Source organism: Pseudomonas sp. MWU318, assembly GCF_016756945.1.
In the GTDB taxonomy this organism is placed as follows: domain Bacteria; phylum Pseudomonadota; class Gammaproteobacteria; order Pseudomonadales; family Pseudomonadaceae; genus Aquipseudomonas; species Aquipseudomonas putida_A.
Genome location: NZ_JAESJL010000005.1, coordinates 170,987 through 189,573, shown reverse-complemented (window position 1 = coordinate 189,573; position 18,587 = coordinate 170,987). Strand labels below are relative to the sequence as shown.

General features: G+C 64.0%; 2 protein-coding genes (1 of these 2 cut by a window edge). Both read right to left on the bottom strand.

What is annotated here, in order from left to right:
* Positions 1–6,267, bottom strand: partial view of a non-ribosomal peptide synthase/polyketide synthase gene (locus JN524_RS14105; RefSeq protein WP_202369701.1) — the beginning only. 8,730 nt of this gene lie to the left of the window's left edge; 6,267 of the gene's 14,997 nt are visible here — the first part of the coding sequence; its start codon is at positions 6,265–6,267; its stop codon lies beyond the left edge, outside the window.
* Positions 6,267–18,587 carry a non-ribosomal peptide synthetase gene (locus JN524_RS14100; protein WP_202369700.1) on the bottom strand — a complete coding sequence of 4,107 codons (12,321 nt, stop codon included), beginning with the start codon at positions 18,585–18,587 and terminating at the stop codon, positions 6,267–6,269. Before JN524_RS14100 ends, JN524_RS14105 begins: the two co-directional genes overlap by 1 nt.

Sequence of the window (18,587 nt, the reverse complement as noted above, 5' to 3'; positions counted from 1 at the left end):
CTGCTGTGACTGGCTGGCGTCGGGTGACGGCAAAGCGCTGCGGTTGAGTTTGCCGTTGGCGGTCAACGGCAATTGCGCCAGCAGCAACAGGTGCGCCGGAACCATGTGATCCGGCAGATTGGCCTTGAGTTCGGCACGCACGCTGTCGCGCCACAACGCCTGTTCGGCCGGGCTCGCGTCGAGCAGCGCGGCGTCGCCTGGCACCAGATACGCCACCAGTTGCTGACCACTGAGGCCCGGCTGCGCCAGCACCACGGCCTGGCGCACGGCAGCCTGTTCCAGCAGTTGCGCTTCGATCTCGCCAAGTTCGATACGGAAACCGCGAATCTTCACCTGATAGTCGATCCGGCCGATGTATTCGATCACGCCGTCGGCGCGATAGCGCGCCAGATCACCGGTACGGTATAGACGCCCGCCATCGGTGGCGAACGGGTCGGGAATAAAGCGCAGGCTGGTCAGATCCGCGCGGTTCAGGTAACCACGAGCCAGGCCGGCACGACCGACGTACAGCTCACCGATGCAACCTTTGGCGACCGGATTCAGATCTCCGTCGAGCAGATACCAGGACAGGTCCGGGATCGGTTCGCCGATCGGACTGCTGGCATCACGCTGCAAGTCGGCCAGCGAAATCGGTCGGTAGGTCACGTGCACGGTGGTTTCGGTGATGCCGTACATGTTGATCAGTTGCGGTGTCTGATCGCCGAAACGCTCGAACCACGGACGCAGGCTCTTGACCTCCAGCGCCTCGCCGCCGAACACCACATAACGCAGCGCCAGTGCTTGCGCCGCGTGTTCGGGGGCACAGGCCACTTGCATCAATTGCTTGAACGCCGACGGCGTCTGGTTGAGCACGGTGACGCCTTCGCGGCAGAGCAAGGCGAAGAAATCTTCCGGCGAGCGGCTGACCTCGTAAGGCACCACCAGCAGTTTGCCGCCGTACAGCAGCGCCCCGAAAATCTCCCACACCGAGAAATCGAACGCGTAGGAATGGAACAGGCTCCAGACATCCGTGGCGCCGAAATCGAACCACGCATCAGTGGCCTCAAACAGGCGCAGCACGTTGCGATGGGCCAGCAACGTGCCCTTCGGCTGCCCGGTGGAGCCGGAGGTGTAGATCACGTAAGCCAGGTTGTCCGGGCTCATGCGCACCTGCGGATTGCTGTCGCTGTAGCCTTCCAGACCGTCACGCTCCTGATCGAGCATCAGGCTGCGCAGCGAATCGGGTACTGGCAGACGCCCCAGCAGATGACTCTGGGTCAGCAGCAAGGCGATGCCGCTGTCGCCGATCATGTAGCTCAGGCGTTCCTCCGGATACGTCGGGTCCAGCGGCACATAGGCACCGCCGGCCTTGAGAATCGCCAGCAGGCCGACCAGCATGTCGAGGCTGCGCTCCACCGCCAGACCGACGCGCACGTCCGGGCCGACACCGCTGGCAATCAGCTTGTGGGCCAACTGGTTGGCGCGACTATTGAGCTCGCCGTAGCTCAGGGACTGCCCGGCACAGCTCACGGCAATCGCTTGCGGGGCGCGGGCGGCTTGATGTTCGATCCTTTGATGCAGGCACTGTTCGCTCGGGAAATCGCGGATGGCCGGGTTCCACTGCTGCAAGGTCGCCGCGCGTTCGGCGGCGTCATGCAGGGGCAGTTCGGCGATGCGCTGAGCGCTGTCGGCAACGATGCCTTGCAGCAGATGGGTCCAGTGTTGCGCCAGGCGTTCGATGGTCTCGACGTCGAACAGGTCGGTGGCGTACGTCAGTTCGGCCCAGACGTTGTCGCTCGATTCAAAGGTGTTCAGGGTCAAGTCGAACTGCGCAGTACTGGACGCCCAAGGCAAGCCTTCAATCGCCAGTTTCGGCAAACGCGTGGCGCCCTGCGCCTGGCGCACCTGGCTCTGGTGGTTGTGCATCACTTGGAACAATGGGCTGTGGCTGAGGCTGCGCTCCGGTTGCAGCGCGTCGACCAGTTGCTCGAACGGCAGATCCTGATGCGCCTGGGCGCCGAGCACCGTATTTTTCACTTGCTGCAGCAGGCTGCGGAACGTCTGCTGACTGTCGAACTCGGCCTTGAGTACCTGGGTGTTGACGAAGAAACCGATCAGGCCTTCGGTCTCGACCCGGTTGCGGTTGGCCACCGGCACCCCGACGCGGATATCGGCCTGACCGCTGTAGCGATGCAGCAAGGTCTGGAACGACGCCAGCAACAGCGCAAACAGCGTGACGTTCTCGCGCTGCGCCAGGTGCTTGAGCGCGGTGGCCAGTTCGAGGCTCAGCGGGATCTCGCGACGGGCGCCACGATAGCTCTGCTCGGCTGGACGCGGCCGGTCGGTCGGCAACTCCAGCAGCGGTTGATCGCCATCGCCGAGTTGTGCGGTCCAGTAGCTCAACTGACGTTCGCGTTCACCGGCGTCCATCCACTGTTTCTGCCACACGGCGTAGTCGGCGTATTGCACCGGCAGCGCTGGCAATTGCACGCTTTGGCCCTGGCTGTAGGCGGCATACAACGCCACCAGCTCATCGACCATGACATTCATCGACCAGCCATCGGAGACGATGTGATGCAGAGTGATGACCAGTGCGTGGTCATCGGCGGCCAGACGCAGCAGTTTGACCCGCAGCAACGGGCCTTGCTGCAGATTGAACAGGTGCAGGGTTTCGGCGGCGACCAGCGCTTGCAGCGCCACCTCGTCGAGATCCGCTGCCACGTCCTGCACCTGCAGATCGAGCGTGCCATGAGCCTGGATCACTTGCAGGGTCTGACCCTGTTGTTCGACGAAGCAGGTGCGCAGCGATTCGTGGCGCTCGATCAGCGCGTCGAAGCTGCGCTGCAACGCTGGGAGATCCAGCTCACCGCTCAGACGCAATGCCGCCGGCACGTGATAAGCGGTGCTGGTCGGTTCCAGTTGCCAGAGGAACCACTGACGCTCCTGGGCATAGGACAGCGCCAGCGGTTGCTGGCGTGGCAAGGCAACAATCGGCGGCTCCCGATGCGCCTGATCGACACCCAGCGCGGCGACGAAGTCTTCCAGCGTGCTGTGTTCGAACAACGTGCGCAGCGGCACTTGAACGTTCAGCGCCTGACGTACGCGCGAGACCACTTGCGTGACCAGCAACGAGTGGCCGCCCAGTTCAAAGAAATTGTCACTCAGGCCTACGCGATCGAGCTTGAGCACCGCCTGCCAGATCTCGGCGACGCTGTGCTGAGTGGCAGTCTGCGGGGCGATGTAAGTCGATTGCAGCTGGCTGGCGTCAGGTGCCGGCAAGGCTTTGCGGTCGACTTTGCCGTTCGGCGTCAGCGGCAGCTGCGCGAGGAACAACAGGTGCGCCGGCACCATGTATTCCGGCAGCTCGGCCTTGAGGCTGGCTTTCAATGCGGCGCGCAGTTCGACTTCATCAAAAGCCTCGGCGGTCGGCACCACATAGCCGACCAGTTGCGGTCCGGTCGGGCCGTCCTGAGCGACTACCACGGTTTCGCGCACGCTATCGAGGGCGAGCAAACGCGCTTCGATCTCACCGAGTTCAATCCGGAAACCACGGATTTTCACCTGATGGTCGATCCGCCCGATGTACTCGATCACGCCTTCGGCGCGGTAACGGGTCAGGTCGCCGGTGCGGTACAGACGCGCGCCGGTTTTCGAAAAGGGATCAGGGACAAAGCGTTCGGCAGTCAGGCTCGGGCGCTGGAAGTAACCACGGGCCAAGCCGTCGCCGCCGATCAGCAATTCCCCCGGGGCGCCGAGCGGATTGAGCTCCAGGTCGCTGCCGAGGATATACAACGCGGTGTTGTCGATCGGCGTGCCGAGGAATGGACGGCTGCTATCCGCACTCAAGGCGTGCTGCGCCGACCAGATAGTGGTTTCGGTCGGGCCGTAGAGGTTCCACACGCTCGGCGTCAGTGCGAGCATGCGTTGCGCCAGTTCCTGCGACAGCGCTTCACCACCACAGAGGAACGTGCGGCCCGCCAGGATTGGCGCCTGTTCATTGTCCAGCAGCATGCGCCAGGTCGAAGGCGTGGCTTGCAGCGCCGTCACGGCGTGACGCTCGATCAGTTCGAGCACCGCTTGCGGGTCTTGATGCACGTCCTTGCCGGTCAGCACCACACAGGCGCCGGCCAGCAATGGGCCGTAGATTTCCAGGCCGAAAATATCGAACGAGAACGTGGTCAGCGACAGCATGCGATCGGCGGCACAGATGCCCGGCTGCTCGATCATGCTCGCGACAAAATTGCTCAGCGCCGCGTGGCGCACCATCACGCCTTTCGGTTTGCCAGTGGAACCGGAGGTGTAGATCGTGTAGGCCAGATGCTCGCCATTGACTGCCACTTCCGGCGCGTTCTGTGGATAAGCCGCCAGCCACTCGCGAGGTTGATCCAGCAGCAGCGTTTGCACGCCCGGCGGGATCGGCAGCTGCGCCTGCAAATGGCTTTGGGTCAGCAGCAATGGCAGGCCGCTGTCCTCGATCATGTAGGCCAGGCGATCCTGTGGATACGCCGGGTCCAGCGGCACATAAGCACCGCCGGCCTTGAGGATCGCCAGCAGGCCGACGATCATTTCCACACTGCGTTCGACGGCGATGCCGACCAATTGATCCGGGCCGACACCGGCCTCGATCAGCTTGTGCGCCAGTTGACTGGAGCGGGCATCCAGCTCGCCGTAGCTCAGCACGTCTTCGCCGATGATCAGTGCAGTGGCCTGCGGCGTTTGCTGGGCACGCCGGGAGAAATCCTGCTGCACGCATTCGGCTTGCGCAGTGCGGTCGGCGCTGCGCAACCAGTCCTGCAACAGCACGCCGTGCTCGGCGCTTTCCAGCAACGGCAATTCGCCGACGCGCTGGCTCGGTGCGGCGACAATGCCGCGCAGCAGATTCTGCCAATGACGTGCCAGACGCTCGACGGTTTCAGCTTTGAACAGATCAGTGGCGTAGGTCAGCTCGGCAGCAAAGCCGTCGCTGGACTCGTAGGTATTCAGCGTCAGATCGAACTGCGCGGTGCGCCCTTCCCACTGCACATCCTCGACACTCAGCTGCGGCAACTGCGCCGCGTTGCGGCCCTGATCACGGCTGGTCTGGTGGTTGAACATCACCTGGAACACCGGGCTGTGGCTCAGGCTGCGCTCCGGTTGCAAAGCTTCGATCAGTTGCTCGAACGGCAGATCCTGATGCGCCTGCGCGGCCATCGCCGCCTGCTTGACCTGAGCCAGCAACTGGTTGAACGGCAACTGCCCGCTGACCTCGGCACTCAGCACCTGCGTGTTGACGAAGAAGCCGATCAGGCCTTCGGTCTCAACCCGGTTGCGGTTGGCGGTCGGCACCCCGACGCGAATCTGCGCCTGACCGCTGTAGCGATGCAGCAGCGCCTGGAACGACGCCAGCAGCAGCATGAACAGGCTCGCACCTTCGCGCTGCGCCAGCTGTTTGAGGGCGTCACCGAGGTCTGCCGACAGGTTCAGCTCCAGCCGCGCACCGCGCAGGCTTTGCACGGCCGGACGCGGGAAATCGATCGGCAGCTCCAGCACCGGCTGCTCGCCGCCCAGGGTCTTGACCCAGTAGGCCAACTGGCGCTCGCGCTCGCCCGCTTCCAGCCAGTGGCGCTGCCAGATCGCGTAGTCGGCGTATTGCACTTCCAGTTCCGGCAGGCTCAGCGGCTGCCCGGCGGTGTCGGCGGCGTAATGCTGGATCAGCTCGTTGACCAGGACTTTGATCGACCAGCCATCGGCGATGATGTGGTGCTGGATCAGCACCAGCACATGGTCGTCTTCCGCCACTTTCAGCAGCGCCACCCGCAGCAGCGGGCCCTGCTGCAAATTGAACGGGCGTGCGGTTTCGCTCTCGACGAAGGCCTTGATCGCCGCGTCTTCCCCGGCGGCGTCGAGGCCCTCCGGCAATGCCGTCAGGCTGATGCTCAGCGGCAGCTGCGGGTGAATCACCTGGCAAAAGCTTTCACCCTGTTCGGCGAAAGTGGTACGCAAGCTTTCGTGACGCGCCGCCACCGCGTTGAAGCTGCGTTCCAGCGCTGCCACATCCAGCCGCCCCTTGAGGCGCAGGGCGCTGGGGATGTGATACGCGGTGCTGTGCGGGTCCATTTGCCAGAGGAACAGTTGACGCTCCTGAGCGTACGACAGAGGAATCGCCGCAAACCCGGAACGTGTTTCCGGGATCGGCAGGTTGGCCGGAGAGACGCCCTCTTCGAGCATCTTTTCCAGGTACAGCTTACGTTTGTCCAGCGGCAGAGTGATAAAGCGCTTGGCTACCCTCAAAGCAACACTCTTGTCCATCAGACTTCCTCCATATCGTCAAGCAGGGCTTCCAGCTTGCTCAGTTTCTGTTCGTTGATTGCCCCGCCTCCTGTATCGAGTCGAGCGACAAAATCGCTCAGGACGGGGTGCTGGAATAACAGTTGCGGGGTCAGCGTCAGGCCCAGTTCAAGGGCCATGCGCGACACCACGTTGACCGCCAGCAGCGAGTGCCCGCCGAGTTCGAAGAAGTGATCGTTCAAGCCGATGCGTTTCACTTCGAGCACTTGCTGCCAGATCGCCGCGACCTGCTGCTCAAGCTCACTGTGCGGCGCGACATACGCGGCCTGCATCTGGCTGGCATCGACCGCCGGCAGGGCCTTGCGGTCGAGTTTGCCGTTGGGGGTCAGTGGCAACTGCTCAAGGAACAGCAGGTGCGCGGGAATCATGTAGTCAGGTAACGAAGACTTGAGGCCAGTCTTTAGTCCCTCGCGCAGTTGGCGCTGCGCGTCCCCGTCGTGCATCTCCAGTGACGGGGCGACCACATACGCCACCAGTTGCGCCCCGGTGTCGCTTTCGACGGCCAATACCGCCGCTTCGCTGACTGCAGGTTGCGCGAGCAATCGTGCCTCGACCTCCCCCAGTTCGATGCGGAATCCACGAATTTTCACCTGATGGTCAATCCGGCCCATGTACTCCAGCTCGCCCTCCTCGCGCTGACGAATCAGGTCGCCGGTGCGGTACATGCGCTCGCCGTTGCCGACGAAAGGATTCGGCACGAAGCGCTCGGCGGTCATCGCCGCACGCCCCAGATAACCGCGCGTGATGCCGGCGCCGGACAGGTACAGCTCGGCCGAAACACCTTGTGGCACCGCGTGCAGGTCGGCATCCAGCAGATGACTGGCGCTGTGCTCGAGCGCACGCCCAATCCGCGCCTGACCACCGGCACTGCGGCGGGTCCAGGTCGAATAGGTGGTGTCTTCCGACGGGCCGTACAGGTCGTAGACGTGCTCGACCGTAGACTGCTGATACAACGCCTCCACCAGCGCTTGTTTCAGCGGTTCACCCGCCAGATTGATGATGCGCACGCTTGGCGGAATCTGCCCGGCACGCTGTAGCGCAGCAATCGCCGACGGCACGGTGTTAATCAGACGCACCTGATCGCGGGCCGGCAGTTGCGCCAGCTCCAAGGCATTACGGGCGATGATCAGCGAGCCGCCGTTGGCGAGGGTGACAAACAGCTCCCACACCGACAGGTCGAAGCACACCGACGTCGAGGCCAGCACGCCTTGGATGTCGTCGCGGCTGTAGACCTTGGCCGACCAGTCGATCAGCGCCATGACGTTGCGATGGGCAATGGCTACGCCTTTCGGTTTGCCGGTGGAACCGGAGGTGTAGATCACGTAGGCGAGGTTGGCGGGCTGCACTGTGGTCTGTGGGACAACGGCCGAATAACCGATCAGAGACAGCTGATCCAACAGCAGCACTTGCGTATCGCCCGGCACGCTCAGGGTCGCCGCAACGGCCTGCTCGGTGAGCAACACCCGCGCGCGGCTGTCTTCGAGCATGTAGGCCACGCGATCGGCCGGGTAATCCGGGTCCAGCGGCACATACGCACCACCGGCCTTGAGCACCGCAAGCAAGGCAATCAGCAACTGCTCCGAACGCGGCATCGCCACGCCCACGCGCACTTCCGGGCCGACACCCAGCTCAAGCAGTTTGTGCGCCAGCCGATTGGCCTGAGCGTCCAGTTCGGCGTAGGTCAGTTGCGTATGGGCGAAGGTCACCGCCAAGGCATCCGGGGTCGCCGCCACTTGATGGGCGATGGCTTGATGGATGCACTGCTCGGTAACGAAATCGCTGTTCACTTGCGGGCCGTGTTCAATCAGGTTCAGTTCACCGAGCGAACGTTCCCCGCCATCCGCCATCTGGCTCAGCAGACGCTGCAGATGCGCGCCCAACTGCGCCACGCTGGCCGCCGCGAAGCTGTCGCGCTGATAACTGAAATGCACCGACAGTTGCGCGCCCATGTTCACCAGCAGGGTCAGCGGATAGTTGGTTTGCTCCTGATTGGCCACCGCGCCGAAGCGCAGACCCTGCGGCGCACCGCGTTCCAGCGCTTCGCCGATCGGGTAGTTCTCGAACACCATCAAACTGTCGAACAAGGCGTCACCGCCCTGCCCGGCCCAGCGCTGAATATCCGCCAGCGGCGTGTGTTCGAACTCGCGCGAGGCGAGGTTCTGCGCCTGCACCGCTTGCAGCCAGGCGATCACGCTCTGCTGCGCGGGCGGCGCGGCGATCACCGGCAGCGTGTTGATGAACAGGCCGATCTGCGCTTCGGCCCCCGGCAGATCCGCCGGACGCCCGGCGACGGTGGCGCCGAACGCCACGCAATCCTTGCCGGTGTAGCGCTGCAACAGCAGCAGCCACGCCGCTTGCACCACGGTGTTGACGGTGACTTTCGCGGCCCGGGCAAACTCGCCCAGGCGCTGGCTCAGCTCAGCGTCCAGCACCTGGTAATGATCGCCGTAACCCACGCTCGGCAAACCGGCCTGCGGCCGCGCGATGGCATTGGCCAGGCGCGTCGGTTCCTGCAGATTGCCCAGCGTCGCCCGCCAGTAGGCTTGCGCCGCCGCGCCATCCTGACGTTGCAGCCAGGCGATGTAATCGCGGTAGCGACCCGCGCCACGGGCGACCGCTTCGCCGCTGTAGTGCTGCAACACTTCGCCGAGCAACTGCGCGCTGCTCCAGCCGTCCATCAGGATGTGATGGTTGGTGTAGATCAGGTGATAACGCTCGGCTGCGGTGCGCACCAGCACCAGGCGCATCAGCGGTGCACAGCTCAGGTCCAGACCCAGTGCGCGCTCCTCATCGGCGAGGGTTTGCAGCGCTGCCTCCAGATCAGTCCTGCCGTGCCAGTCGAGCACGCTGAACGGCACCTCGACCTGACGTTGCACCACTTGCACCGGTTGCGGCAGATCGCCTTGCCAGAAGAAGCCGCTGCGCAGGATGTCATGCGCATCCACCGCTGCCTGCCACGCCGCGCGGAAGCGTTGCGGATCGACACCGTCGACGTCCAGGCGCATCTGGTTGATGTAGTCGCCATTGCCGTGTTCGAGCAAGGTGTGGAACAGCATGCCCTGCTGCATCGGCGATAACGGGTAGATGTCGTCGATGCCTTGCGGCTCCAGCACCAGTGCGTCGAGTTGCGCTTGCGACAGTTGCGCCAGCGGGAAGTCCGACGGCGTCACGCCACGGTTGCCAGTGTCGCAGCAGTGGCCGATCAGCGCGGTCAGCTCCTGCACATAGTCGTCGGCCAGACGCTGGATGGTGGCGGTGTCGAACATCGCGCCGCTGTAGGTCCAGCTCAGGTCCAGCTCACCGCCGAACACCTTGCTGTTGAGCGCCAGCGGATTGCCCAGCGGCCCTTGCAGATTGACCTCTGCGCCGCCGGACTCGCTGGTCGGCACGAACAAGGAATCGCTGGCAGCATCGAAGCTGCCGTCGAACTGGCCGAGGTAGTTGAAGGTCAGGCGCGGCGCCGGCAAGGCTTGCAGGGTGGCACGCGCCGGCTCGTCACCGAGGTGCGCGAGTGCGCCGAAGCCGATGCCTTTGTGGGGGATCGCCCGCAGCTGTTCCTTGATCTGCTTGAGCGACGCGCCGAGTTCGGCGGCCGGTGCCAAGCGTGCCGGGAATACGCTGGTGAACCAACCCACGGTGCGGGTCAGATCGATGTGTTCGAACAGGTCTTCGCGACCATGGCCCTCAAGCAATACCAAGGCATTGTCGTCCCCGGTCCAGCGCACCAGCACCCGCGCCAGCGCGGTCAGCAACAGGTCGTTGACCTGGGTGCGATAGGCCGCCGGAGCTTCCTGCAACAGCTGACGGGTCAGGGTCTGATCGAGTTTTCTGCGCAGGGTCAGTGCCTGCTCGTGTTGCTGGCCACCCTGCGGGCGGTCGTAAGGCAAAGCCGCCGAAGCGCCCTGCAACTGCTGCTGCCAGAAGCCCAGTTCGGCCTGTAACGCAGGGGTTTTGGCGTAGTCCTGCAACGCCGCCGCCCAGGCCTTGAGCGCACTGGTCTTGGCCGGCAACTGCACGGCGTGACCGGCGAGAATCTGCCGGTAAGCACGTTGCAGGTCTTCAAACAGAATCCGCCACGACACGCCATCGACTACCAGGTGATGGACGATCAGCAGCAGGCGCTGACTGCCATCAGCCAGGTTCGCCAGCACCGCGCGGATCAGCGAACCGCTGCTCAGTTGCAGGCTGCGCTGGGCCTTGTTGCCCAGTGCCTCAAGGGCGGCGAGATCAGCGACCTCGACTTGCCAGAGAATGGTTTCCCCCGCTTGCGTGGCGACGTCGCGGTAGTGCGCCGACCAACCCGCAGCCTGCTCGACAAAGTCCAGACGCAAACTGTCGTGCTGAACGACCAACGCATCCAGCGCCTGCTCCAGTACCTGAGCGTCCAGTGCCTGCGTCGGCTTGAGCATCACCGACTGGTTCCAGTGGTGACGGTCGGGAATCGCCTCGGCAAAAAATGCCTGGTGAATCGGCAGCAGCGCGGTTTCGCCGGTTTGCGCGCGCTGATCGATTGGCTGCACGACTTCGCCGGTCTGCGCCACCGTGGCCAGGGCCTGAATGGTCTGGTGCTGGAACAGGTCTTTGGGGCTGAAGCGAATCCCGGCCTGCCGCGCCCGGCTGACCACCTGAATCGAGATGATCGAATCGCCGCCCAGTTCGAAGAAGTTGTCGCTGACACCCACTTGCTCAAGCTTGAGCACGTCTTGCCAGATCGCCGCCAGTTGCTGTTCCAGCGCCGTCTGTGGCGCGAGGTAGGCCTGTTGCAGTTGGCTGACGTCCGGTTTTGGCAGGTTCTTGCGATCGAGCTTGCCGTTCGGCGTCAGCGGCATGCGCTCAAGACGCAGGACATACGCCGGCACCATGTGCGCCGGCAGGCTGGCCTTGAGCTGCGCCCGCAGGTGGTCGGTGAACTCGGCACGGGCCGAATCGCCAACCACGTAGGCCACCAGACGCTTGCCACTGCCGGCGCTGCCTTCCTGCGCCACGACCACTGCTTCGCGCACGCCGTCGAGGGCTTGCAGCGCCGCTTCGACTTCGCCCAGTTCGATACGGAAACCGCGAATCTTCACCTGATTGTCGATGCGATCCAGATAGTCGAACGTGCCGTCGACGCGCTGGCGCACCAGGTCACCGGTGCGATAGAGCAAGCCGCCATGGGCGCTGAACGGGTCGGCGACAAAACGCTCGGCGGTCAGCCCCGGACGGTTCAGATAACCCCGCGCCAACCCGGTGCCACCGAGGTACAACTCACCAGCCATGCCTTGCGGCAACAGGTTCAAATCGGCGTCGAGCACATAGGCGCTGCGGTCGCCGATCCGGCTGCCGATTGGTGCGTAAGCGGCGCCGCACGGCTCTTCACGGCCAGCCTTCCAGATCAACGGCGTGACCACGGTTTCGGTCGGGCCGTAGCCGTTGATGATGTAGTCCGGATCGAGGGCGCGCTTGACCCGCTCGAAACTGGCGTTTGGCACCGCATCGCCGCCGAAGCAATAGATCCGCACTTTCGGCGGGTTGCCGACACGCTCGGCGTGTTCGGCCAGTTGTTGCAGGTACACCGGCGGGAACGCAACCACGCTCACGCCGTGTTCGATCATCGCGTTGTAGGTCTGCTCCGGCGTCCACAGCGTGTCGTCGCGAATCAGCAGCGAAGCACCGTGGGTCAGGCTGGTGAGCCAGCGCTCGTGGGCGCCGTCGAAGGCGAACGACATGAAGTGGAATTCGCAGTCGCTGTCGCGCATTTCGTAGCGCTGACCGATGGCCTGGCAATGCATCGCCAGTGGGCCGTGGGCAACGCTGACGCCTTTCGGATTACCGGTGGAACCGGAGGTGTAGATCACGTACGCGAGGTTGTGCGGATCGACTGCCACCTGTGGCGCCGTGCTCGGCAATTCGCGCAGGTCGAGACGGTCCAGTTCCAGCAACGGCACTGACTCGTCGACCGGCAATTGCGCCGACACCGATGAATCGCTGATCAGCAGCGCCAGCCCAGAATCTTCAATCAGATAGGCCAGGCGTTCACGCGGGTAACTGGTGTCCAGCGGCACATAGGCACCGCCGGCCTTGAGCACCGCCAGCAGCGCGACGATTACCGCCTCGCTGCGTGGCAGGGCCACGCCGACCCGGGTCTCGGCGCCGACACCACGGGCGATCAGCGCGTGAGCCAGTTGATTGGCACGCTGCTCGATCTCGCCATAACTGAAATGCTGACCGTTGAAGATCACGGCAGTGCGCTGCGGACGCTCGGCCGCCAGCACAGCAATGCGCTGATGCACCGCGATGTCCAGCGGGTACGGCTGCGGCTGGTTTTCGGCTTGCTGGCGGGCATTCTCTTGCGCGCTGGCCAGAGCGATTTCGCCAAGGTTGCGTTCGGCCGACAGCGCAAACTGTTCAAGCAATTGCAGCAGATGGGCACTGATGCCTTCGATCACCTCACCGGCAAACTGGCTGCGGTCGAAGCTGTAGTGCAGCGCCAGTTGCTGACCGAGGGTGACCGCCACGCTCAGGGCGTAGTGAGTCTGCTCAAGGTTGCCGACATCACCGAATGTCAGGCCTTGCCCGGCCTGGCTCAGCGCCTGGGCGACCGGGTAGTTTTCGAACACCAGAATGTTGTCGAACAGCGCTTCCCCGCCCTGCCCGGCCCAGCGCTGGATGTCCGCCAGCGGCGTGTGTTCGAAGTCGCGCAGGCTGAGGTTTTGCGCCTGCACCGCTTGCAGCCATTGGCCAACGCTTTGGTCCGGGCGCGGCGCGCCGATCACCGGCAGGGTGTTGATGAACAGGCCGACCTGCTGCTCGATGCCCGGCAAATCCGCCGGACGCCCGGCCACAGTCGCACCGAACGCCACCGCTTCGTGACCGGTGTAGCGTTGCAGCAACAGCAGCCACGCAGCTTGCACCAGGGTGTTGACGGTGACTTTCTGCTGGCGGGCAAACGCTTCCAGCGCCTGGGTGCGCGGCACGTCCAAGGTCAGGTAATGGTCGCCGTGGCCACTGTCGCGCTCGCCGCTGGTAGCGGCGCGGGCCAGTCGGGTCGGCTCTTGCAGCGTGGCCAACTGAGCGCTCCAGAAGTCCTGACTCAGTTGCGCGTCCTGACGCTGCAGCCAGGCGATGTAATCGCGATACCGTCCGCCGCCATGGGCCGGGGTGCGACCGCTGTAGCGCTGCAACACTTCGCCGAGCAACTGCGAGTTGCTCCAGCCGTCCATCAGGATGTGGTGATGGGTATAGATCAGGTGCCATTGCTCGGCAGCGGTCTGCACCAGCACCAGACGCAGCAACGGTGCATGGCTCAGATCGAATCCTTGCTGACGTTCGGCATCAGCCAGCGCCACGAGGGCTGCCGGCTGATCGTCGCGCTCGCGCCAGTCGAGAATGCTGAACGGCAACTGCACCTGTTTGTGGACGATCTGCAGCGGTTGCGCCAGTTCGCCCTGCCAGACGAAACCGCTGCGCAGAATGTCCTGCGCATCGACGGTGGCCTGCCATGCAGCGCGGAAGCGCTCAGGCTCAAGACCTTGCACATCCACGCGCAACTGATTGATGTACTCACCCGCAGCCTGCTCGTAGAGGGTGTGGAACAGCAAACCCTGCTGCATCGGCGACAGCGGATAGACATCATCGAGCTGACCGGCCGGTACCGGCAGCGCATCCAGTTGCGCCTGGGTCACCCGAGCCAGCGGGAAGTCCGATGGCGTCGCTTGCGCAATGGGCAGCGTGCAGCAGTGTTCGATCAGCGCCTGCAATTCGCTGGCGTATTGATCGACCAGGTGCTGCACCGTGGCGCTGTCGAACATCTCGCGGCTGAAGCCCCAGCTCATCGACAGTTCGCCGCCATACACCTGACCTTCCACGGTCAGCCAGTTGCCCAAAGGCGCCGACGAGTCCTGCGCCACGCCGCTGGTTTCAACCGACGGCACGAACAGCGCCGTCTCGTCGAATTGGCGGTCGAACTGGCCGAGGTAGTTGAAAGTGATGCGCGGTTGCGGCAGCGCGGCCAGTTCGGCGCGCACCGACGGCGCGGCCAAATGCCGTAGCACGCCGTAACCCAGACCTTTATCCGGCACCGCGCGCAGTTGCTCCTTGATCGCCTTGATCGAACCGTCGAGATCAGCGCTGGCGGTCAGGTTGACCGCGAACAGACTGGTGAACCAGCCCACGGTGCGGGTCAGGTCGACGTCATCAAACAGGTCTTCGCGGCCGTGGCCTTCCAGTTCGATCAGCGTGCCCGGCTGCTGGCTCCAGCGGCTGATGGTGCGCGCCAGGGCGGTGAGCAACAGATCGTTGACCTGGGTGCGATACGCAGCGGGCGCCTGTTGCAACAACTGACGGGTGCGTTCGGCGTCGAGGCGCCATTCGATTTTCTCGCCATGCAAATTTTGCAGGCTGCCATCCGGGCGGTCGCACGGCAGATCCTTGGCGCCCTGATGCTGGGCTTTCCAATAGCTCAATTGCTCATCGAAGCGCGACGCTTCCTGCGCCAGACGCGCCGTCCAGCTCTGGAACGCGCTGGTCTTGGCCGGCAACTGAATGCCGCCGCCCGCCGCCAGTTGCTCGTAAGCCTGCTGCAGATCTTCCAGCAGCACCCGCCAGGAAACGCCATCGACCGCCAGGTGATGAATGATCAGCGCCAGTCGTTGCGAGCCGTCGGCCATGGTCACCAGCAACGCGCGCAGCAACGGGCCGTTTTGCAGGTCGAGGCTGCGCTGCGCTTCGTTGCACAACACCTGCAACTGTTCGGCAGATTCGGCATCGCGTTGCCACAGCTCAGCGCCCGTCAGCAACGGGCCATGGCTTTGCTGCCAGCCTTCGGTGCCTTCGACAAAACGCAGGCGCAAGGCGTCGTGGTGATTGATCAGGTGGGTCAGCGCCGCATCGAGCCATTGTGCGTTCAATGCCTCACGCGGGGTCAGCAGCAACGATTGGTTCCAGTGCTCGCGCACCGGCATCGCGCGGCTGAAGAAATCCTGCTGGATCGGCCCGAGCACGGCGTCGCCGGTCACCGGCCCCTGATCCACCGAAGACAGATGATCGTGGCTCGCGACCAGCGCCAGACTGCGCACCGTCTGGTACTGGAACAGGTCACGCGGGCTGATGCGGATCCCGGCCTGTCGCGCACGGCTGACCACTTGAATCGAGATGATCGAATCGCCGCCCAGCTCGAAGAAGTTGTCTTCGAGGCCGACGCGGTCGAGGCCGAGCACAGCTTCCCAGATCGCCGCGAGGGCTTTCTGCATGGCGTCCTGTGGCGCCACGAATGCCTGTTGTGGCGCGGCATCCGGTTGCGGCAAGGCCTTGCGGTCGAGCTTGCCGTTGGCGGTGACCGGCAATTTGTCGAGGGTGATCAGGTAGGTCGGCACCATGAACTCCGGCAGACTGCCGAGCAGCCACGCCTTGACCTCTTGCTGCCACTGCTCGTCTGCCTGCGGGTTTTCCAGCACCAGATAAGCCACCAGATGCTTGCCGCCCTGCACCAGCACCACCGCCTCACGCACCAGCGAGTGCTGCATCAGGCGGGTCTCGATTTCACCCAACTCAATGCGCAAACCGCGCAACTTAACCTGATGGTCGAGACGCCCGAGGTATTCGATCACCCCGTCGGCACGCTGCCGCACACGGTCACCGGTGCGGTACAGGCGCGCGCCGTCATGGAACGGGCACGGCACAAAACGTTCGGCCGTCAGCGCCGGACGCTGGTGATAACTGCGCGCCAGCCCGGCGCCGCCCAGATACAGTTCACCGGCGACACCGCTCGGCACCGGCAGCAATTCGGCATCGAGGACATGGGTGCGCAGGTTGGCGATCGGCCGGCCGATCGGCACGCTGTCCGCGCCTTCATCGACACAGGTCCAGTGGGTGACGTCGATGGCCGCTTCGGTCGGGCCGTACAAGTTGTAGAGGCTCGCGTTCGGCAGTTTGGCGAAGACTTGCAGTTGCGCATCCAGCGGCAACGCTTCACCGCTGCAGACAATCCGCTTGAGACCGCTGCAGCTTTCCACGCCGGCCTCATGGATGAACGCCTGCAACATCGACGGCACAAAGTGCAGCGTGCTGATGCCGTGACGGTTGATGCTATCGATCAATTGCAGCGGATCACGGTGCGCACCTGGCGCGGCCACCACCAGCCGCGCGCCGGTCAGCAGCGGCCAGAAGAACTCCCACACCGATACGTCGAAACTGAACGGGGTTTTCTGCAGCACCGAATCACTGGCATCCAGCGCATAGGCTTCCTGCATCCAGCACAAACGGTTGACCAGCGCCGCGTGGCTGTTGCCAGCGCCCTTCGGCTTACCGGTGGAACCCGAGGTGTAAATCACGTACGCCAGGTTCAGCGGATCTACGCTGATCTCCGGACGGCTGTCGCTGTAGCGGTCGAGCAGCCCCGGCTGATCCAGGGTGATGAGTTTCACGCCATCAGTCGGCAGCGCTGCCAGCAGCGCCTGTTGCGTCAACAGCAAGGTGATGCCGCTGTCCTCGATCATGTAGGCCAGACGCTCCTGCGGATACTCCGGATCCAGCGGCACGTAGGCGCCGCCGGCCTTGAGAATCGCCAGCAGCGCGACGACCATTTCCACCGAACGCAGAGCGCAAACGCCAACCAGACTGTCCGCCTGCACGCCCTGTTCGCGCAGCAGATGCGCCAGACGATTGGCCCGCGCATCCAGCTCGGCGTAGCTCAGCGTCTGTTCGCCGAACACCAGTGCCGGGGCCTGCGGCGTACGCGCGACCTGTGCTTCGATCAACTGGTGAATCGGCGTGTCGCTCGGGTACTGCGCGTGGACGTTGTTCCAGTCGTGCACCAGGGTGCGCTGCTCGTCAGCCTCCAGCAGCGGCAACTCACCGATGCGCTGCGACGGATCAGCGACCATCGCCGTCAGCAGGCGCAGCCAGTGCCGCGCCATGCGTTCGATGGTCGGTGCATCGAACAGGTCGCTGGCGTAGGTCAGTGCGGCGTGAAGCTTGCCGCCCTTCTCCCAGGTGTCCAGCGTCAGGTCGAACTGGGTGGTGCGGCTCTGCCAGTCGAGGCTGTCGAGTTGCAGGCCGGATGCGGTGCTGATGGTGGCGATATCGGCGACGTGCGGCTGGTGGTTGTACATCACCTGGAACAGCGGCGTGTGGCTGAGGCTGCGTTCCAGCTTCAGCGCTTCGACCAGTTGCTCGAACGGCAGATCCTGATGCGCCTGGGCACCGAGCGCGGTTTCCTTGACCGCCCGCAACAGTTCGTCGACCCGGGTCTGACCGTGCAGTTGCGTGCGCAGCACCTGGGTATTGACGAAGAAGCCGATCAGGCCTTCGATCTCGCCGCGATTGCGGTTGGCGATCGGCACGCCGACACGCAGGTCGGTCTGCCCGGTGTAACGGTGCAGCAGCGCATTGAAAGCGCCGAGCAGGAACATGAACACGGTGACCTGATGCTGTTGCGCGGTGCTGCGCAGTTGCTCGGCCAATTGGCCGTCGACCGCGAATTCGTAACGGGTACCGCGATAACTCGGCATCGCCGGTCGCGAATGATCCAGTGGCAACTCCAGCACCGGGTGTTCGTCGCCCAGTTGTGCCTGCCAATAATCGAGTTGGCGCGTCTGCTCACCGGCCTCCAGCCAGCGGCGTTGCCACAGCGCATAGTCGCTGTACTGAATCGGCAATGGCGGCAATTGCGGCGTCTGACCGGCGTCGAATGCGTCGTAGCAACGGATGAATTCGTCGATCAACACGTTCATCGACCAGCCATCGGAGACGATGTGGTGCAGGGTCAGCAGCAGCACGTGTTCCTGCTCGGCAAGCTTGAGCAAGGTCACCCGCAGCAACGGGCCGACCGCCAGATCAAATGGCAACACCGACTGCTGTTCGGCGGCACGGATCACCGCCTGCTCGCGCTCACTGGCCGGCAGTGCGCTGAAGTCTTCCCGGTTAATCAGCAGCGGCGCAGTGGCTGGCACTTGCAGCAGGCTGTCATCGGCCTGGCGCTGGAACACAGTACGCAGGGTTTCGTGGCGCTCCACCAGACTGGCGAAAGCTTGCTCCAGCGCCGACTGGTTCAGTCGACCGTTGAGCCGCACCGCAGCGGGCAGGTTGTACGCGCCGCTCTGCGGGTCGAGTTGCCACAGGAACCACATGCGTCGCTGCGCGTAAGACAGCGCCTGACGATCCTCGGCTGCGATGCCGGCGGGTATCGGGAACCGCGCGAAATCCACGCCCTCCTTGTGCAGGGCCGCGAGGAACATCTGGCGCTTTTCCAGGGGCAACCCGATAAACCGGCGAGCAAGTTTCAAGGAGTCTTCAGCATTCAT

Bases quoted from the DNA above. Each gene is read 5' to 3' on its own strand.
- JN524_RS14100 (WP_202369700.1), bottom strand. From the start codon at position 18,587: ATGAATGCTGAAGACTCCTTGAAACTTGCTCGCCGGTTTATCGGGTTG.